Source organism: Lysinibacillus sp. FW301-JW8 (genome assembly GCF_058788755.1).
This window is the reverse complement of record NZ_JBYTBB010000006.1, coordinates 70394-89869: the sequence shown is the minus strand read 5'-3', so window position 1 is coordinate 89869 and position 19476 is coordinate 70394. Positions and strand designations below refer to the sequence as shown.

Sequence of the window (19476 nt, the reverse complement as noted above, 5' to 3'; positions counted from 1 at the left end):
ATCTCTTATCAGTCTATGGGAAGGAATCTTGTTGCCTTCCCTTTCTTCCCCTCTTTTACATTAAAAAAGGTGCCTCAAATTACTTTGAAGACACCTTTAAATATTAACCTTTTACATAGTAAACTTCTTGCCCGCTTTCAATAACGTATTCAGGCTTCGGCTTTCCTGCACTTGCCTTGTGACCTGCAATATGCTCGGGACTCTTCTCCCAATTTTTCCATGCTTCCTCTGATTCCCAACGAACCATGATTAGCACTTCCTCATCACCACGGCGCACTTTTTTAACAAGTACTTGCTTATCAACAAAGCCAGGTTGTCGCTCAAGCAATGATGGACCGTCTGGTTTAACGCCAAAACGTTCCACAATCTTATCCGAATTCCCTTCCGTCACTATGATACGTTTAATTTGTACAAACATATTAATTAAACGCCTTTAAAACATCTTCTACTTTTTGTGTTTCAGAAGTTAATCCGCCACCTGATAAATACCATACTTGTGGATCAAGGTAGAAGATTTTGCTGTTTTTCGCAGCGTTAGTAGCACTAACGATTTCGTTTTCAATTGCAGCTTTTGTACCTGACTCACCTTCTGGGTTAACTGCAGCGTCACGGTCAACTACAAATAAAATATCTGGGTTTGTATCACGAATATATTCAAAGCTTACATTGTCACCATGAGTATCAACTTTAATGTTTTCATCAGCAGCTTTTACACCAAATACATCATGAATCACACCAAAGCGTGAGCCAACACCATATGCAGATAATGACCCTTCAGAACCTAAAACGATTAAAGCTTTCTCTTCTGATGCAGCAGTTTTTGCTTTTACTTCTTCTACTTTAGCTTGGTATGCAGCAAATGCATCAGCAGCTTCTTTTTCTTTACCAAAAATTTTACCAGCTAATTCAGTATTCGTTTTGAATGATTCTACAAAATTAGCGTTATCTACACCAACAAATACTGTAGGTGCGATTTTAGAAAGTTCCTCATAAGCTGAAGCTTGACGACCAGAAATGAAAATAATATCAGGAGCCATTGAAGAAATCGCTTCGAAATCAGGCTCTTTTAAAGAACCAACGTTTACGTAAGTTGTATCAGTATATTTGCTTAGATAGCCAGGAACTGATTGTTGAGGAAGACCTGCAACTTCTACTCCTAAAGCATCTAAAGTATCAAGGAAACCGTAGTCAAATACTACAACGTTTTTTGGTTGTTCTTTAAGTGTTACTTCTTCAAATGTACTTTCTCCACTTGTGCTACCTGGAATTGTGATTGGGTAAGCTGAAGCTTCTCCTTTTTGTTCTTCCGCTGGTTTATCAGTTGTCGTACCTTTATCTTCTTCTTTATCTTCTTCCTTAGAACTACAAGCAGCTAATACTAATAGCATCATCGCCATTAATACAGTAAGTAATTTCCAATTTTTCATTGTAAAATTGCTCCTTTAAAATTATAATTTATAGTTTAATGATGGTTGAACCATCTATTACTACTAAGAGTTAAAATACACGCATATACGACAGCCATTCTGTTCTTGAACAGGGATATCCATATCATAGATCTCCTTCAAAGCGTCTGAGTTGATGATGTCGTTTGTTGGTCCATCTTTCACAACACGTCCATTTTTTAAAGCTACGATATGATCGGAATATACAGATGCAAAGTTAATATCATGCAATACAATAACAACCGTTTTACCTAGCTCATCCACTAGCTTTCGTAAAATTTTCATGATTTGCACAGAGTGCTTCATATCTAAATTGTTAAGTGGTTCGTCAAGTAATATATAGTCTGTATCCTGAGCAATAACCATAGCAATAAATGCACGCTGACGTTGACCACCTGATAATTCATCTAAATAATTGTGCTGCATATCATCTAAATTCATATATTGAATAGCTTCATCTACCTTTTGCTCATCCTCTGGCTTTAAATTTCCTTTTGAATAAGGGAAACGACCAAATGATACAAGCTCACGAATGGTTAGACGTACATTCATATAGTTTGATTGCTTCAAAATAGAAACACGTTTCGCAAAGTCATCTGATTTCCAACGACGTACATCTGATTTATCGAGTAATACTTCTCCAGTATCTGCATTTAGTAAACGGCTTACCATTGAAAGTAATGTTGATTTACCTGCACCATTCGGTCCAATAAATGATGTAATCTTCCCTGGTGCAACGTCGACACTGACATCTTGAATGACCGGTTTTTTACCAAAAAACTTGGAGAGTTCCTTTACTTGGATCATCCTGCTGACCTACTTTCCTTCAATAATAAGTAGATGAAGTACACGCCACCTACAAAGTTTATAATAACGCTAAGTGTTGTATCAAAGTTGAAAATACGTTCGACCATCCACTGACCACCGACTAAAGCAACAATACTCATCACACAAGAACCCGCTATTAACACAGAGTGCTTGTACGTTTTGAAAAATTGATACGATAAATTCGCTACGATTAAACCAAAGAATGTAATGGGTCCAACAAGAGCAGTAGATACTGCAATTAATACCGAGGACAGTATAAGCATACGCTGTACAAGCTTATCGTATGGCACTCCCAAGTTAATAGCTGTATCACGACCAAGGGACATCACGTCTAATTGGCTCATATAACGCCAGCCATAGATAAAGGCAAGGACAATTGCAATAGCTGCAAGCCACACTAAATCCGAATTCACATTATTGAAGCTTGCAAACATTTTACTTTGTAAGCTTAAAAATTCATTCGGATCAATTAATACTTGGAAGAACGTTGTAACGCTGCCTAAAAACGTTCCTACTATCATACCAACAAGCAGCAAGAAGTAAATTGGACGCTTTCCCTCTTTGAACAATACACGATAGAAAATTAACGCAAAGACAACCATTGCTGAAACAGCAAGTAAAAAATTGTATTGAGCGCTAATCACAAATATTGACATTGAACCAAAGAAATAGTAGATGATTGTTTGAACCATCATATATAACGCATCGAGTCCCATTACACTTGGCGTTAAAATACGGTTATGTGTAATGGTTTGAAAAACTACTGTAGAATATGCAATAGCTATTCCTGTTAATGACATCGCTACAACCTTAATAAGGCGGCGAGGGAACGCATAATGATAGTTTCCATTTAGTTCATAAAATACATACAGTAAGATAGAGGCTACTGCAAGACCAATTAAAATCAACATCTTTGTATGGTTACGCATATGCTTTCCCCCTAAACAACATAATTAGGAAGATCGCACTTCCGATGACACCAACTGTCATACTAATTGGAATTTCATAAGGGAAAATTAGCACACGCCCTAAAATGTCGCATAATAATAAGAACGACATCCCTAGCATAGCTGTATGCGGTAATGTTTTAGCAAGATTATCCCCCTTGAACAGCGAAATGATATTTGGAATGATTAAACCAAGGAAAGGAATCACACCAACGGTAAGCACCACAGTTGTTGAAATAAGGGCTACTAGCACTAAACCAAAATTCACTACGAACTTGTAGGAGAGACCAAGGTTTTTAGCAAAGTCCTCACCCATACCAGCCACTGTGAAACGGTTTGCATAAATGTAAGCTAAAATCAGCACGGGTACACTTATGTATAAAAGTTCATAACGACCTTTCATCATTAATGAGAAATCTCCTTGTAACCATGCAGAAATGTTTTGGATAATATCTGCCTTATACGCAAAGAATGTCGTAATAGACGAAAGGATATTCCCAAACATCAAGCCAATAAGCGGTATAAAGATTGCATCTTTAAATTTTATTCGATTTAATATTTGCATAAATAGTAGTGTGCCGGCTAAAGCAAATAGGAAAGCGAAGGAAATTTTTTGAAAGTACGTGACATTCGTAAAAAACATCATCGAAATCAGCACACCCAGCTTTGTGGCATCTAAAGTACCTGCTGTTGTGGGTGACACAAACTTATTCCTACTTAAGCTTTGCATAATTAAACCAGCAATACTCATACCTGCACCTGCCAGTAAAATGGCTACAAGTCTTGGTACACGACTAATTAAAAATAGTCTAGTTTCTTCTGATTGGAAGTCTAATAGATCACTCGGTTTAATATTCACTACCCCGATAAACAGTGACACAATTGACAACACTACAGTTGCTGTTAAAAGATATCTTATTTTCATTGTAATCCCCGGTAGATTCATTTTAGCTCGTAATCCATTCTCTAGTGAAAATGATTATCATTACTCACGATTCTCATTATAAGTGTGTTTTCATTCTCAGTCAACCTATAAATGAGAATTGTTCTCGTTTTTATGAGAATCCTTTAAAAGCGAGCATAAATAACAAAATAGCAACGCCTTCTACTATTTCACAAATTAGAAACTTTCAATTATTCTTCAAATTTCTTATACAAAGTAAAAAGGTAATTGAGAATAAAATACTTATCTTCCCTCAATCACCTTTTTAATTAAGCTATACGTTGATTTCTTCTGAGCCATGCAAAAATAATAAAAATCACTAATATAAAACCAACATATCCCATTACAGCATATAGCTTTGCCACAAGTGTCGTAAATCCAGCAAGGCTTGCAAAAAAGCCCAAGATCCCAATAATGATGCTTGCTACCTTAAAACTTGGCATGTTAGGTTTAAAAAAACGTACCATGAAGGAATAGAACATTCCTACTGCAGTATTATAAATCATTCCTAATAGAGAGAAGGACATTAGAAGACCAACGAATGGGTGAATTTCATTTGCCAATGCTAGCATCGGTATGTCAATTCCTACTATGACATTCATTTTGGCAAGCAGAGAAAGATTAATTAGCAATATTAAAGCTCCTAGTAAAATCCCTCCAATAATACCTCCCATACCCGCAACCTTTTCATTACGAATAGCACCACACATAACTGTTAACAGTGAAAAACAAACACCGATATTAAAAGACATATAGAGTAAAGCTGTCATCCACCAGCTTTTAGTACTTATTTGTACCTGCTGAGCGATAACAGCTTGTTCTACAAAGGTAAAATCCATAGTGGCTAATGAATAGACTGCTATTATGGATACAATGATGAGCAGATAAGGTGTAGCAATTGCAATGATATTGATGATGCTTTTCACATTCATCATGACTGTTGCTATCGTCAGAACAATCATGCAAATGCTTCCCAGCCAAACAGGCAGCCCAAACATTTGCTGTAATGTGGCACCTGCTCCGGCAAACATGATAACCGCTACACCAAATAAGAAGAGCGACAGTAAATAATCCATCACAAAACCCATAGATTGTCCAGATATTTGATAAATCAAATCCTTATGTGATGTTGTACGGTATCTTGAGCTAATCTGAGCAATGCACATGCCTACTAAAGCAAACCCAAAAGTAGCAATAAATGCACCGTAAATTCCTTTAAAGCCATAGCTCGTAAAATATAGTACAATCTCCTGCCCTGATGCAAATCCTGCACCAACGATAATCCCGACATAGGCACCACCGATTTGCAAGCTTTTCTTCAAACAGTCCTCTCCTCGTTTATGATGTTAAAGTCACTAATTCAAGAGATGCATACCATCAAAAAGACTATGGGATTTAGAAGATGAATCGCCCCACATTATTTTTTGTAAATCTTCTTGCTAAGTGTTAGCTTCTCAATTACTTTCATATTAGGTATATATCCTATTCCTATAGTCTGCGGCACATTTATATAGCCATCTTCCACAAATACTTCAGGACAAATGATATCCTCATACCAATAATGACTAGAGCCTGCAGTATCTCCAGGCAATATGAAGTTGCTAAGCGATGTTAATGCTATATTATGAGCTCGTCCGATTCCTGCTTCTAGCATGCCACCACACCAAACTGGAATATTATTGTCTTTACATAAATCATGGATTCTCTTGGCTTCGGTCAATCCGCCAACTCGTCCGATTTTGATATTTATAACACCACAACTACCAAGCTCTATTGCTTTTCGTGCATCCTCATAGCAAGTAATGCTTTCGTCTAAGCAAATAGGTGTTGTTAACTTACCTTGCAGCTTTGCATGATCCACAATATCATCTACAGCTAACGGCTGCTCAATCATTAACAGATTATATGCATCAAGTTGCTTCAATACATCTAAATCGTTTAATGTATAAGCTGAATTAGCATCTACCATCAAGGCTAAATCAGGCATCTCAGAACGAATAGCACGTACCACTTCAATGTCATGACCCGGCTTAATTTTCACTTTCACTCGTTTATAACCCTTCTCAAGATGGTTTTGGATGACATTCAGTAATATTTCCTTTGAAGGCTGAATGCCCACACTAACGCCTACCTCTATTCGTTCCTTCTCGCCACCTAAGGCTCTAGCCAACGATTGATTTGTTTGCTGTGCATAAATATCCCATACAGCACCTTCAATTGATGCCTTTGCCATGCAATTACGTCGGATCGAGGAAAATAAAGTTCTTACCTCATCTGGGTGCTCAATCTCCTTATGTAACAAAATAGGTATCAAAAAGTCATCCAGCATATGCCATGTTGTTTTTAATGTTTCCTCCGTATACCAAGGTACTACAAAGGCAACTGCTTCTCCCCATCCTATCGTGCCTAATTGATCTTTTGCTTCTATCAGTAGTAATTCTTTTTCGTCAATGGTGCCAAAGCTTGTTGTAAAAGGTGCTTTCATCGGCATTTTTATATGTCTAACGATAATTTCTTCTAGTTTCACAATTATTCACTCCTTAACCTTATTATAAAGCTAATAAGGAGCGTCTTACTAATAGATAGCTATGCACATATTCCTTGTTTTTTTTCATTCTTACAATGGCATAATCTTGTTCAAATAATGTTGTTAAGATTGTTCGAACTTTATAACGCCAGTCCTCTGCAAGCTTAGGACTTTCCACTTTCATCTTTTGTAAATATTGAGGGATAGGTAATAAATAGGCATCTTTTAAAAAGGATTGCTCTCGCTGGAATTTACCATCGATATCTAGCACAGGTAAGCCATCCACCGTCAATGACCACGGTACAATTTCTTCAGCCCCCTCTTCCAGCTCATCCAGACTATCCTCTACTCGATCACGTTCAATCCACCATTCTACAACAATTCGATCTGATGGCAGCCCCTCGTTAAAATCATCTTGGAGCGCACCATAATAATCATTTTCATACTGATAACTAAAAGCATTCAGCTTCAAAAACGACAAATTAGCCATGCGTGCTTCCAATGGTTCAAATAGCCAACGCACTAGCTTAAACCCATGATCCTTGGCATATTCCTGTTGTGCGTGCTTTAATAATTCTCCTACACCTTGTTCACGATATGTTTTTTCCACTCCAATCATGTGTGAGTGCAAATACATTATCCCTTCTCGATAACCTACAAAACAATAGTTAAAGCCAATAAGCTTTTCCTCTAAATAAGCTCCTAGTACTAGTCCACCATTTTGTACAACTGCCAATAATTGATGTGAGGGGATAGCCTGAGTTCCCCAAATCTCCGCATTTAAACTCTGCACTTCTGCAACCTCAGTAGGTGTCATTATTTTTTGAATTCGCACTCTTTCTAACATTATGCTGATGCCTCCTTTGTATTCCCCGACTCCAAAGCTAACAATACAGCTCTTGTCAGGATTTCAACTCCCGTTACAAGTCTCGCCTGTTTAAATCTCATCTTTGGATGGTGTAGCCCTGGTGTTAATCCACAGCCTAAACCTAACATACTTGTTTTTATATGGGGTCGTTGCACTGCATAGTGATGAAAATCCTCTCCCCCCGGTGTACGAACTGGTTTTCTTAAATTCGACAATCCGGTCGCTTTGACGATCGCCTGTTCCATAATGTATTGAGCAGTAGTGTCTACCTCAGCCGCGACTATATTCGCAACCGTTCTTAATTCAATTTGTACTTTATGCAAGATTTTAGAGGAATCAATCACTCGCTTTACACCTTGAGCAAGTGCATCCATGACATCATTTTGCTGTGCGCGAATATCGATCGTGAAGGACGCATTTCCCGGAATAATATTGCCAGAATCTCCCCCTGCATGGAATTTAGTCATCTTGATGGATACAGGAACCATTGGATCTGTATGAATCGTTCTCAAATCTTCAATAATCGTTGCTCCTACCTCAATGGCATTTACACCAAGATGTGGTCTTGCTGCATGTGCATCTTCACCAATAATTTCTCCCTCCATTAATCGTGAAGCACCATGATACAATGCAGCACAATATGTACCATCTTCAAGTTCATGCACTGGTCTTACATGGACACCGAATAAAAAGTCTAAATCATCAATAACTCCCTCCTTTAGAACAGATAAGGCGCCTGTCCCTTTTTCTTCAGCGGGCTGAAATATTACACGAATAGTACCCTTAAATGACTGGGCCTGCTCTTTCAAAAGCAATAAAGCACCAATAGCCATCGTCATATGTCCATCATGCCCACAGGAGTGATTTGCTCGAAATACACCATCTAACTCCTGCCATAATGCATCTATGTCTGTACGCAAGCCCACCTTAGGACTGCCTTTTCCTACGTCAACATAAAGCCCTGTACTGTTTTTAAAGCGTATAGGTGAAAATCCTTCATTTGTTAATAAATCAAAAATATAATTGGTAGTTTCAACCTCATGCCAGCTTACTTCTGGGTTTGCATGTAAATACGTGAAAATCTCCATTAATCTTGGCCTCAAACGATCCAATGCTTCCTTCACAGCAACCAGCTCCTTTAATTTTCATACTAGTAAGATTATTATAACTAAAATAAAATCTTTTCATAGAAGCTTATACCCATATTTAGCAAATAAAACGACAGCTAAAGCTCTAATTGTTGCAACAGCTCTTCCTATCAAGCATTTTATATCTTCTATCCCCCACTTTGTTAATTCTATCCTTCACTTCAGCTCCCCTATCAATCATTTCATTAATTCTATCCATCGCTTTTAAAATCAAAAAAAGATGTAAGTACAGCCATCGATAAACTGTACTTACATCCTTTAATTTAGTTAATACCTCGCATAGCTTTTGAAATGATTGGCGAAAGTACTAATAAAATAATCCCGATAAAAATTGATAAAGAACCTAAGAAGCCGAAATATGTGAATTCGCTTACAACTTCATATACTCTAACAAGTTGCGCATTAATTGCTTGCGCTGCAGCACTAGTTAAAAACCATAGAGACATCGTTTGTGCAGCAAAAGCCTTTGGTGCTAATTTTGTCGTAGCTGACAACCCTACTGGCGATAACAAAAGCTCTCCGACAACGACTAAAAAGAATGATAAGACTAACCACCATGGACTTACTAATGCTTCTCCGCCTGATAAATATGCCGGAATCATCATTACTAGGAATGATAGTCCTGCAAAGAATAACGAATAGGCAAATTTTCGAGGTGTAGTTGGTTGTTTATCTCCCCATTTAAGCCATAGCATCGCAAATAACGGAGCCATTGTAATAACGAATAATGGGTTTAATGACTGGAACCATGAAGATTGAATGTGAAAACCACCAATATTCAACTGTGTACGTGAATCTGCATACGTTGCTAAAATAGTAGCACCTTGTTCCTGAATTGCCCAAAACATAACAGCAGATAAAAACAGCGGAATATAGGCAAGTAGACGAGATTTCTCATCCTGTGTAGTTTTTTTACTACGATACATAAAGATAAAGAACAGCGTTGGAATAATAATCCCTAAAGCTGTAATGATTAAACTGAATACATTCATTGTCAGTACGCCCGTTTTAATACCGATTGCACCTAAAATGATAATAACTAATGTAGCTATACCGAATTGTGTAAAGACTTTTTTACGCTCTTCTGGCTTTAAAGGATTATTGACTTGTAAGCCTGCTAATCCTAAATATTTTTTCTCTGTTAATTTGTAAACAATTAAACCAATTAGCATACCTAACCCTGCAAATCCGAAGCCCAGGTGGAAACTAAATTTTTGTCCAATTGTTCCGACAATAAATGGTGCAATGAATGCCCCCATATTAATACCCATATAGAAAATTGAAAACCCTGCATCACGACGGCTATCTGTTTCAGCATAAATATCACCAACGATACTTGAAACGTTTGGCTTTAATAAACCTGTCCCCATAACAATAAAGGCCATTGAAGTAAATAACATGCCTATACCACCAGGTAAAGCTAGCAGTAAATGACCGATCATGATTAACACGCCACCATAAAAGATCGTTTTACGTGTACCTAACAATCGATCGGCAATCCAGCCTCCAATGATTCCTGACATATACACGAGTGACCCATAAATCGCCATAATAGAGTTTGCTGTTCCACGATCTAAACCAAGTCCGCCTTGATTCAATTCATAATACATAAAGAAAATCAGAATCGCTCGCATACCATAGTAGGAGAATCGTTCCCAAAATTCTGTAAAAAATAATGTAAAGAGCCCTTTAGGATGTCCAACAAAGCCATTTTGAGGGACGGATTTTACAATTTCATCTTTAGTAGACATAACAATTACCCTCTCCCAATTTCATTATTCAATAAAAATATTATTACCCATTCTCATGGATAAAAAACTTTGTTTCAACATACTAAAGTGTTTTAAAAACTTTATCAAGAGTTATAAAAAATGTTGAAATTTTATCATTTTTCTATAAATTATGACTTAATTTTATATAATAATATCAAATCCTTTGATATATCTAAGTTTTCTCACTCTTTCACCACAATGTAATCACTAATGAACATTAAATTATTCTAAAATACTTTATAGTCAGATTATTTATAGTATTAACATATACGCTAGGATTATCCACAAAGGCTTTCAAACGCGCCATGAAAAAAAAGCATGCTAGAAATTCATCTAGCATGCTTTTAAATCAGGAAATTACATATCCCTCATATTTCGTATAATCAGCTTCCTTGACTTCGAGAGTGAGCAGTGTGCCATTTTCTTCATATTCTGTGTCATAAACAGAAGCATGCTCATTTAAATAGGACACAATAGTTCCTTGTTCATAGGGTATGAGCATTTTACACGTCACATAGTTAGCAAATATATGTTGACGTATCAATTGTAGTAATTCTTCCAAACCTACTCCCTGCTTTGCAGAGATCCAAATATTATCTCCACTTACAACAGGGTATGGAACGTTTGCCAAATCAGCTTTATTGTAAACATAAATAGTTGGTATTCCTTCAACACCTACTGCTTTAAGTGTTTCATTCGTTACATCCATCATAAAACCATGCTCAGCATTTGACACATCTACAACATGCAGTAACAAATCCGCATCACGAGCTTCCTCTAGCGTAGAACGGAATGCCTTTACTAAATGATGTGGTAATTTACTAACAAATCCAACTGTATCCGTTAATAAAAAACTCTTTTTATCAGGTAGTTCTATTTGGCGGACAGATGTTTCGAGTGTGGCAAATAGCATATCCTTTTCAAACACTTGTTTATGATCTTCCTGCCCGATTTTAGCAAGCAGTTGATTCATAATAGTGGACTTACCAGCATTCGTATAGCCAACAATAGAAACGACAGGGACGGCATTTTTGCGTCGTTGTTTACGCTGTGTTTCTCGTTGTTCCTTTACTTGCTCTAGCTCTTTCTTAATTTTGGCAATTTGATCCTCGATTTTTCGACGGTCCAGCTCTAGCTTTGTTTCCCCAGCTCCACGGTTTTTAAAGCCGCCACCTGTGCCTCCTCCTTGACGGCTCAAAGAGGCGTGCAAGCCAACTAATCGAGGCAGCATATATTGTAACTGCGCTAACTCTACTTGTAGCTGTGATTCTCGTGTTTTAGCTCGACGTCCAAAAATATCTAAAATCAACATCGTCCGATCTATGACCTTTGTCTCCAAATCACGCTCTAAATTACGAATTTGTGAAGGAGACAATTCATCATTGAAAATGATTAGATTGGCCTTTGCTTCATCATAAAAGTTTTTTATTTCTTGAATTTTGCCTGTACCCACATAATGAGATGGCGTAATACGCTCTAAATTTTGAGTAACAACCCCTACTACCTCCACATTTAAAGCTTCTGCTAAATTTTTTAGCTCCTCCACCGAATAATCAAAATGCTCATCATTTCGTAAATTGACGCCAACTAATATGGCCTTTTCTAACAATATATCGACATCCTTGATTCTATTCATCCACAATCCTCCCACCAATACTTGGTGTTTCTTACGACAAATTTTCTTCATCTTACCATATAATGCCCTAAATCGTGCCGTTTAAAAGTTGATTTTTCATAGTGTTGAAAAACTAAATGGTTAAGGGACTCTTTGTGAACACTACTAAGTCAAATGAAGGTGATTTCCGTTCCAGTCTACTCGCGAGTGACGAGCCGCTTCCTGCGCTGACGCTCCGTGCAGGGTCTCGTCTGTCTCAACGTGAGTGAAGCGGCTCATCTGACACTCGCAGGAAAGCACTCAGTCGGAACGGAGATCAGCCCCTCGTTTCGAAAAAGGGCTATACTTTTTTTATTTGTCACCTTGATGTCATTGACATAATAGTGTTCCAACAACATGAAAATGCGCCCTCCTGTAAAAGGCGCATTTTATTTATTTCTCTTCCTTTAACAATTTTTCCGTACGTTCAAATTCTTCTTCTATTTCTTTATTCGGTCTATATGTCACAATACTGACAATTACAGCAACGATTAAACAAACAACGAAGCCTGGTACAATCTCATACAGTGCATCAGCTAAAACTTTAATCTTACCCCAAATAAAGGCTGTTACAGCTCCTGTTATCATCCCACTGAGTGCCCCTATATTTGTGAGCTTTCTCCAATATAATGACAATAGTATGATTGGACCAAATGCGGCACCAAAGCCGGCCCATGCGAAGCCAACTAAGTCTAATATAGATCTGTCTGGATTCCAGGCTAAAATGGCTGCTATAATGGCTACAACTAATACAGCGATACGCCCAACGAATACATAATGCTTATCGTCTGCTGTTTTATTAAATAATGCTTTATAAATATCTTCTACAAGTGCTGAAGAAGTAACAATTAATTGCGATGAAATTGTACTCATTACCGCAGCTAATATGGCTGCTAGCATAATCCCTGCAATAAAGGGATGGAATAAAATTTGACCAAGCACAATAAATACCGTTTCAGCATCCTTTAACTCACTTGCATTTTGTTCAAAATAGGCTACACCAACCAATGCTGTCCCAATTGCACCAAATAGACTAAGCATCATCCAGCCAATACCAATACGTCGAGCCTGCTTCGTCTCCTTCACTGAGCTGATTGCCATAAAACGAACAATAATATGTGGCTGTCCAAAATAGCCTAATCCCCATGCGATGGAAGATATAATTCCTGCTGCTGTTGCAGTAGCTGGCAATATATTTAAGTGCTCAGGATTAACTGCCTTAATAGAGGCTATCGTATCCCCTATACCACCCGTTAAAAACAAACCAAATAATGGTACAGTTACAAGTGCAAAAAACATTATAAGTCCTTGTAAAAAATCGGTATAACTAACCGCTAAAAAACCACCGAATAGTGTATACGCCACAACAACTGCTGACACAATTAATAACCCCGTATGATAGTCATAGCCGAATGAACTATCAAAAAATTTGCCTCCTGCTACCATTCCCGATGATACATAAAATGTAAAAAAGATTAAAATAATAATACCAGATGCAATTCTTATCAACTTTGTATTGTCACGTAAACGATTATCCAAATAGCTTGGAATGGTGATGGAGTCATTCGTTACCTGTGTATAAACACGCAGTCGTGGTGCAACAACTAACCAGTTCAAATAGGCTCCTATGGTTAACCCAACCGCAATCCAAGCTTCCACCAAGCCTGATAAATATATGGCTCCTGGCAAACCCATTAAGAGCCAGCCAGACATATCCGCCGCTCCCGCACTAAGGGCTGTTACAGCCGGGCCAAGTGATCGACCACCAAGCATATAATCTGTTAAATTAGATGTTTTAACAAATGCATACCAGCCAATTCCTAGCATCGCGACCATGTAAATAACAATCGCCAGTAATTGATACATGTTAGCTGACATATTTTCTCCTCCTTGTCGCTTTTTCAACTATTCCGCTTAAATATACCATAAATATACTTTTATACCTATATTTTGTATAATCATTAAAGTATCATCGCTCTATATAAACTGTGTTAAACTAGTGCCATCTATTACAGAATAAAGAAGGCGAAAAAGTATGATATTTGAAGAAATGAAAACTCAACTGACAGAGAGAATTTTACAACAGCAACTTGTTACCGCGACCATTAGTCAACCACGAATGAAATCAAATGAAGTTAAGCGCATCAAGCTAAAGCCTATTTTGCTTAAGGATGTTTATCATATACAAATTGAATACCAATTTGAACGAATTTTAAAACATGAAAATGTCCTTCTAGAAGATTTTCCAGAAAGGCTTGCATTATTTTTTGATGATTACCGTCAAGCGCATATTGATTTTATAGACGAAAAAGTACAAATCCAACTATCCAAAAAGAATAAAGTACTATGGAAATCCGATAAAGCAGTCGCCCCCAAGCAAATTAATTTAGCGCATAATCGCCAAAAAAACTATCTTCTTAAAGAGGATCAACCATATCCATTTTTAATTCGTCTTGGTGTGCAAACAGAAGAAGGAAAAGTTAAAAAACAAAAATATGATAAATTTAAACAAATTAATCGCTTCATTGAATTTATTGATGATGCCCTTGCTTATTTACCAAAGGATCGTCAGGTTCGTATCTTAGATTTTGGCTCAGGAAAGTCCTATCTAACCTTTGCGCTTTACCATTATTTAAAAGTTGAAAAGGGTTTAGATATTCGTGTTACAGGCTTAGATTTAAAAAAAGAAGTAATTGAAGAATGCTCCAAAATCGCAACTGATTTAGGTTACGAGCAGCTTGAGTTTTTAGTAGGGGATATTAACGATTATAATAGTGAGTCAAATGTAGATATGGTAGTGACATTACACGCATGTGATGTTGCTACAGATATGGCATTAGCACGTGCTGTGAAATGGGGAGCAAGGGTTATCTTAAGCGTTCCTTGCTGTCAGCATGAGTTAAATCGCCAATTAAATACACCAGCACTTGACATCATGCTTCAGCACGGGCTTGTACGTGAACGATTTGCCGCACTTGCTACCGATGCTATTCGAGCTGAAATTTTATCTCTTGTTGGCTATGAGGCACAATTGCTGGAGTTTATCGACATGGAAAATACACCAAAAAACATTCTTATCCGTGCTTATCACACAGGTAAAAAACCGAGCTCTGAGCAGCGTACCCGTTACGATAATTTTTTAACCTCGCTAAATGCCCAGCCATTCTTAGCAAAGGAGTTAGAAACATATCTGTAAGTTTTTTGTATTTGTAAGGGAAAAAGGCGGCCCAAAACATTTGGATCGCCTTCTCTATTATAGTTCTTGTCGTAACGCTTGGATTACATCGATTTTAGTAGCTTTACGGGCTGGACGATAGCCTGAAATCATAGCCACTCCAATACTGATAGCTGCTGCAATAACAACAAGCTGCCAAGGGATCAAGGAAAATGTAATATCGTTATTTCTAAAACCTTCTTCACCTGTTGCAGCCTGTAAAATTAATGGTAATGCGGCATTAGCTACGAAGCTAATAGCATATGATATTATTACTGCGATAACAGTACCGAGGATACCAATGAACGTACTTTCCATTAAAAATAATCGTTGAATAAGCTTAGGACTTGCGCCAATAGCCTTTAACACACCAATTTCACGAGTACGCTCTGTTACTGCCATTGTCATTGTATTGAAAATACCGATTGATGCAATTAACACAGCAATTGTGCCAACAAATATAAGACCTATTTTTAGCACAAGGAAAAATACATTCATTTGATCTAATTGTTCAGTAATGGAATACACGCTATAACCTTTATCTTTAAGCTTATCTAATATAGGCTTCACATTTTCTAACGTATCAGCGAAAATATTAAATTCTGAATAAAACATTTCATCCTCTTTAACATCCGTTGCTGAAGCAAAATTAGAGGTTAAAGCTGGCTTTTGTTTTATATCCATATAAACAACGTTATTAATCATCCAATCATAGGTAGGTTCCTTCATCACACCCACAATTGTATAGTTCATTTTCTCTGTCTCTTTAGCTGCACTAATGTTAGGAGCTAATGACAGTTCGATTTCTTTGCCAATTAAAGATTCCTTATACCCTTCTTTTTTACCATCGTAATATGTGCCTTCTGCATCGGCCTTTTTATTTTTTTCTTCAATAATTTTGCGCTCAGCATCATTTAATAAGGTTTGAGCAAAATGATAGCCGACTATGATTTCATTTGGCTTAGATGGATACTTCCCTTCTGCAAGCTTGCCATTTACTTGCTCAAAATCCTGCATATTCGCAACATAGAGATTAGAGCTTGTATCCCTTCCATCAAAAAATGAATGTGCAGATGCATTCACTGTAATTGTTTCAAGTACGGTTTCTACGTGCTCAATTCCTTTTATTTCCTGTATTTGTTCGTCCGTAAACTGCTCATTACCGAACACTTGAATTTTCGTTACTTTTTCATTTGATAGTATTTCATTGCGTAATGAATCCTGTAGACCAAATCCAACAGATGCAAGGACAATTAAAAATGCACAGCCCATTGTTGCTGCTAACACTGTCATAAAGACACGTAGCTTATTTTTCTTGATATGTTGTGTAACAAAATCGAGTTGATCTTTAAATAACATATTATGCTTCCTCCTTAACAAGTTCCCCATCATACATACGGAAACGTCGATGCGCAATGGTTGCTACTTCTTCATCGTGAGTAATGATGACAAATGTTAAACCAAGCTCACGATTTAAGCTTTGAATAAGTAGCAAAATATCTTGTTCAGTTTCTGAATCAAGACTCCCTGTGGGTTCATCTGCCAACAGTATAGGTGGATTAGTTATCAAGGCTCTAGCAATACTAACACGCTGTTGCTGTCCACCAGACAATTCATTTGGATAATGGTCTGATACCTCTGATAGGCCAACCTTGTCCATTATTTTTTTGACCTTTTCTTTTCGCACAGCTTTCCCAACACCCTGTAATTTTAATGGAAGCTCAATATTTTCAGATGCTGATAAACCAGGCATGAGTTGAAAGTTTTGGAAAATAAAGCCGAATTGTTCCAAACGAAAAGCTGCACTTTCTGTTTCTGTAAGATGAGCCGTTTCTTTTCCATTGATTTTGATGGATCCTTGCTCAGATTTCATGAAACCTGCTAAAACTTGTAATAAAGTTGATTTTCCAGAGCCACTTTTGCCGACAATCGCAACAATCTCTCCTTGCTTTACCTCAAAGTTAACTCCTTTCAATACGGGAATTTGTTTTTCCTTCCCTTTTTTCCCTATTAAAAATGTATGTTGTAAGTTCTCGACTTGAATCATTTTCCTTTAACGCCCCTTTCTCATTCTTTCTCTATTGTAGAAAAGAATTCTTAAAAAAGTTAAAGGATAAAAATGAAGATATTCTTAAGAAAAAGGGCACACTTAATAAAAAGTAATTCTTTACATTATCTTTACAATTTATATTGAATGACTGAGAACTTTTTGGCTATTTCACTCTTTGCAAATCCCCTATTTAAAGCTCTTTTAATACTATTTCAAGCTTCCACATGATATTTTGTGAACAATTTGTATATTACAAGAATGTAAAGTTTTATGTAGAATGTATGAATTTTATGTAGATAAATTAAAGATTTTGTTATGATAGTAAAGTTTAGAGATCGATTAATTTATTTATATCCAGGAGGATTCGATTTGCATGCTTAACTCAAAAAAACAAGACCCTTTCTTTATTGCCTTGCATAAAATTGCTGAAAATATGAGAGAGGCCGTACATTACGCAAATGATTTTCGTATCAACAGTGTAGCTGACCTGAAAGAGATTAGCATTACTATGAAAAATTACGAAACGGCTGGCGATAAGCTCATTCACGATCTAATCGTAATGCTAAATAAATCATTTATGACACCTATCGAGCGTGAAGACATCTTAGAATTTGCGATTCGTATGGATGATGTATTAGATGGTACGGAGCATTGTATCGCTCATTTTGAAATGTTCTCCCTAACAGAAGTCGATGAATCAATGCGCATCTTCTTAGGCTACATCTCAAAAAGTGCTGATGAAATTGTTAAAGCAACAGAAGAGTTAAAGAAAAAGAATCTGATTGGTATGCGTCCACACGCAATTCTAATTAAAGATTACGAGCGTGAGTGTGATGAGGTACAACGTTCATCCATTAAGCAATTATTTTTAAATGAAAAAGATCCAATTCGAATTATTAAATTTAAAGATATATACGAACAATTAGAAGATATCGCAGATTATTGCCAAAATGTTGCCAACACAATGGAAACAATTATCATGCGTAACGCGTAATTAGGAGATGGGCACTTACAATGAACACAATCATTATACTAACCGTACTGGTCGTCATCTTTGCCCTAACATTTGACTTTATCAATGGCTTCCATGATACAGCAAATGCTATCGCAACTTCGGTTTCCACTAGAGCATTGCCACCACGAGCAGCCATATTAATGGCAGCGACGATGAATTTTATCGGAGCTATTACTTTTGTTGGTGTGGCAAAGGCCCTTACAAAAGACATTGTAGATCCATTCTCTTTAAATGCCTTTCAAGGAGACACAACAGGCTCAATTGTTATTTTAGCCGCATTAATTTCGGCAATTATTTGGAATTTACTAACATGGTATTTCGGGATTCCTTCTAGTTCATCACACACATTGATCGGTTCCATTGCAGGAGCTGCTGTGGCATCTGCTGGTTTCAGTGTTTTAAACTATGGCGGCTTTACTAAAATCATTATGGCGTTAGTGATTTCACCGCTCCTTGCTATCTGTGCCGGTTTTCTGATGATGACACTATTTAAATTATTATTTAAAAATTTAAATTTATATCGTACAAATAAAGGATTCCGTACAATGCAAATTTTCACAGCAGCTATTCAATCATTTACGCACGGTACAAACGACGCCCAAAAAGCAATGGGGATTATGACCATGGCGTTAATCGCTGGGGGCTTGCATACAGGAGATGAAATTCCTTTTTGGATACGTGCTGCCGCAGCAACTGCAATGGGTCTTGGTACCTCTATAGGCGGTTATAAAATTATTAAAACAGTCGGCGGTAAAATTATGAAAATCCGCCCTGTAAACGGAGTAGCTGCAGACTTAGCTTCTGCCTCTGTAATTTTCGGTGCGACTTTAATCCATCTGCCAGTATCAACAACACACGTTATTTCTTCTTCAATTATGGGTGTAGGTTCTGCACAACGTGTACGTGGTGTAAACTGGGGAATGGCTCGTAAAATAGTCACTACTTGGATTATTACAATGCCAATTTCTGCAGTAATGGCTGCTGTTATTTACTTCTTATTATCATTATTCTTTTAAAATACATCTAAGACTCCTGTTCAATTAGTGGGCAGGAGTCTTAACATTG

The 19476-nt window shown here is 37.1% G+C and carries 17 protein-coding genes; 3 read left to right on the top strand and 14 right to left on the bottom strand.

The features are described from left to right. Nucleotides 1-103: 103 nt before the first annotated feature. The 12 genes from AC3WOM_RS04325 to putP all read right to left on the bottom strand — a co-directional run bounded on the left by AC3WOM_RS04325 (nucleotide 104) and on the right by putP (nucleotide 14010). Nucleotides 104-418, bottom strand: a complete 315-nt coding sequence (locus AC3WOM_RS04325) for an antibiotic biosynthesis monooxygenase family protein (protein ID WP_492445169.1) — start codon at nucleotides 416-418, stop codon at nucleotides 104-106. 1 nt (nucleotide 419) lies between these two features. Further along, the gene (locus tag AC3WOM_RS04320; protein ID WP_492445168.1) at nucleotides 420-1427 is read right to left on the bottom strand and encodes a siderophore ABC transporter substrate-binding protein; all 1008 of its coding nucleotides are present in this window, start codon (nucleotides 1425-1427) and stop codon (nucleotides 420-422) included. Between the two features lie 63 nt (nucleotides 1428-1490). Then, the gene (locus AC3WOM_RS04315; protein ID WP_427537744.1) at nucleotides 1491-2252 is read right to left on the bottom strand and encodes an iron ABC transporter ATP-binding protein; all 762 of its coding nucleotides are present in this window, start codon (nucleotides 2250-2252) and stop codon (nucleotides 1491-1493) included. Further along, entirely contained in the window at nucleotides 2249-3202 is a 954-nt protein-coding gene (locus AC3WOM_RS04310) for an iron chelate uptake ABC transporter family permease subunit (protein WP_492445166.1), read from the bottom strand. Before AC3WOM_RS04310 ends, AC3WOM_RS04315 begins: the two co-directional genes overlap by 4 nt. After that, a complete protein-coding gene (locus tag AC3WOM_RS04305; protein ID WP_492445164.1) occupies nucleotides 3195-4145 on the bottom strand; it encodes an ABC transporter permease in 951 nt (316 codons plus the stop codon). Before AC3WOM_RS04305 ends, AC3WOM_RS04310 begins: the two co-directional genes overlap by 8 nt. A gap of 287 nt (nucleotides 4146-4432) precedes the next feature. Beyond that, nucleotides 4433-5485, bottom strand: coding sequence for a YkvI family membrane protein (locus tag AC3WOM_RS04300; RefSeq protein WP_492445162.1), 1053 nt, complete (start codon nucleotides 5483-5485; stop codon nucleotides 4433-4435). Between the two features lie 95 nt (nucleotides 5486-5580). After that, a complete protein-coding gene (gene menC / locus AC3WOM_RS04295) occupies nucleotides 5581-6690 on the bottom strand; it encodes an o-succinylbenzoate synthase (protein WP_492445160.1) in 1110 nt (369 codons plus the stop codon). A gap of 22 nt (nucleotides 6691-6712) precedes the next feature. Then, a complete protein-coding gene (locus AC3WOM_RS04290) occupies nucleotides 6713-7537 on the bottom strand; it encodes a GNAT family N-acetyltransferase (RefSeq protein WP_492445158.1) in 825 nt (274 codons plus the stop codon). Beyond that, nucleotides 7537-8682, bottom strand: a complete 1146-nt coding sequence (locus tag AC3WOM_RS04285) for a M20 peptidase aminoacylase family protein (RefSeq protein ID WP_492445156.1) — start codon at nucleotides 8680-8682, stop codon at nucleotides 7537-7539. The genes AC3WOM_RS04290 and AC3WOM_RS04285 overlap by 1 nt, the downstream gene beginning before the upstream one ends. Before the next feature lie 287 nt (nucleotides 8683-8969). After that, on the bottom strand, nucleotides 8970-10457 hold the full coding sequence (locus AC3WOM_RS04280) for a peptide MFS transporter (RefSeq protein ID WP_427537724.1): 1488 nt from the start codon (nucleotides 10455-10457) through the stop codon (nucleotides 8970-8972). A 370-nt stretch (nucleotides 10458-10827) separates the two neighbouring features. Further along, nucleotides 10828-12114 carry a GTPase HflX gene (hflX, locus tag AC3WOM_RS04275; RefSeq protein ID WP_427537721.1) on the bottom strand — a complete coding sequence of 429 codons (1287 nt, stop codon included), beginning with the start codon at nucleotides 12112-12114 and terminating at the stop codon, nucleotides 10828-10830. A 411-nt stretch (nucleotides 12115-12525) separates the two neighbouring features. Further along, nucleotides 12526-14010, bottom strand: coding sequence for a sodium/proline symporter PutP (gene putP, locus AC3WOM_RS04270; protein ID WP_427537718.1), 1485 nt, complete (start codon nucleotides 14008-14010; stop codon nucleotides 12526-12528). A gap of 157 nt (nucleotides 14011-14167) precedes the next feature. On the opposite strand from putP, the gene AC3WOM_RS04265 reads away from it, so the two are divergent. Beyond that, complete coding sequence (locus tag AC3WOM_RS04265; RefSeq protein ID WP_427537715.1) at nucleotides 14168-15328, top strand: class I SAM-dependent methyltransferase; 1161 nt, start codon at nucleotides 14168-14170, stop codon at nucleotides 15326-15328. A 57-nt stretch (nucleotides 15329-15385) separates the two neighbouring features. On the opposite strand, the gene AC3WOM_RS04260 is transcribed toward AC3WOM_RS04265, so the two are convergent. Next, nucleotides 15386-16705: an ABC transporter permease gene (locus AC3WOM_RS04260; protein WP_427537712.1), complete on the bottom strand. Its 1320-nt coding sequence runs from the start codon at nucleotides 16703-16705 to the stop codon at nucleotides 15386-15388. A 1-nt stretch (nucleotide 16706) separates the two neighbouring features. Beyond that, nucleotides 16707-17393: an ABC transporter ATP-binding protein gene (locus tag AC3WOM_RS04255; RefSeq protein ID WP_427537710.1), complete on the bottom strand. Its 687-nt coding sequence runs from the start codon at nucleotides 17391-17393 to the stop codon at nucleotides 16707-16709. Between the two features lie 376 nt (nucleotides 17394-17769). On the opposite strand from AC3WOM_RS04255, the gene AC3WOM_RS04250 reads away from it, so the two are divergent. Then, on the top strand, nucleotides 17770-18390 hold the full coding sequence (locus AC3WOM_RS04250; RefSeq protein WP_283869854.1) for a DUF47 domain-containing protein: 621 nt from the start codon (nucleotides 17770-17772) through the stop codon (nucleotides 18388-18390). 20 nt (nucleotides 18391-18410) lie between these two features. Continuing rightward, complete coding sequence (locus AC3WOM_RS04245) at nucleotides 18411-19427, top strand: inorganic phosphate transporter (protein ID WP_427537706.1); 1017 nt, start codon at nucleotides 18411-18413, stop codon at nucleotides 19425-19427. Nucleotides 19428-19476: the final 49 nt, after the last annotated feature.

Excerpts from the sequence above, each read along its gene's own strand:
- AC3WOM_RS04320 (WP_492445168.1), bottom strand. The coding sequence starts at position 1,427 with ATGAAAAATTGGAAATTACTTACTGTATTAATGGCGATGATGCTATTA.
- AC3WOM_RS04250 (WP_283869854.1), top strand. The coding sequence starts at position 17,770 with ATGCTTAACTCAAAAAAACAAGACCCTTTCTTTATTGCCTTGCATAAA.
- AC3WOM_RS04245 (WP_427537706.1), top strand. The coding sequence starts at position 18,411 with ATGAACACAATCATTATACTAACCGTACTGGTCGTCATCTTTGCCCTA.
- hflX (WP_427537721.1), bottom strand. The coding sequence starts at position 12,114 with ATGAATAGAATCAAGGATGTCGATATATTGTTAGAAAAGGCCATATTA.
- AC3WOM_RS04290 (WP_492445158.1), bottom strand. The coding sequence starts at position 7,537 with ATGTTAGAAAGAGTGCGAATTCAAAAAATAATGACACCTACTGAGGTT.
- AC3WOM_RS04305 (WP_492445164.1), bottom strand. The coding sequence starts at position 4,145 with ATGAAAATAAGATATCTTTTAACAGCAACTGTAGTGTTGTCAATTGTG.
- AC3WOM_RS04280 (WP_427537724.1), bottom strand. The coding sequence starts at position 10,457 with ATGTCTACTAAAGATGAAATTGTAAAATCCGTCCCTCAAAATGGCTTT.
- AC3WOM_RS04255 (WP_427537710.1), bottom strand. The coding sequence starts at position 17,393 with ATGATTCAAGTCGAGAACTTACAACATACATTTTTAATAGGGAAAAAA.
- AC3WOM_RS04310 (WP_492445166.1), bottom strand. The coding sequence starts at position 3,202 with ATGCGTAACCATACAAAGATGTTGATTTTAATTGGTCTTGCAGTAGCC.
- AC3WOM_RS04265 (WP_427537715.1), top strand. The coding sequence starts at position 14,168 with ATGATATTTGAAGAAATGAAAACTCAACTGACAGAGAGAATTTTACAA.
- AC3WOM_RS04325 (WP_492445169.1), bottom strand. The coding sequence starts at position 418 with ATGTTTGTACAAATTAAACGTATCATAGTGACGGAAGGGAATTCGGAT.
- AC3WOM_RS04260 (WP_427537712.1), bottom strand. The coding sequence starts at position 16,705 with ATGTTATTTAAAGATCAACTCGATTTTGTTACACAACATATCAAGAAA.
- AC3WOM_RS04315 (WP_427537744.1), bottom strand. The coding sequence starts at position 2,252 with ATGATCCAAGTAAAGGAACTCTCCAAGTTTTTTGGTAAAAAACCGGTC.
- putP (WP_427537718.1), bottom strand. The coding sequence starts at position 14,010 with ATGTCAGCTAACATGTATCAATTACTGGCGATTGTTATTTACATGGTC.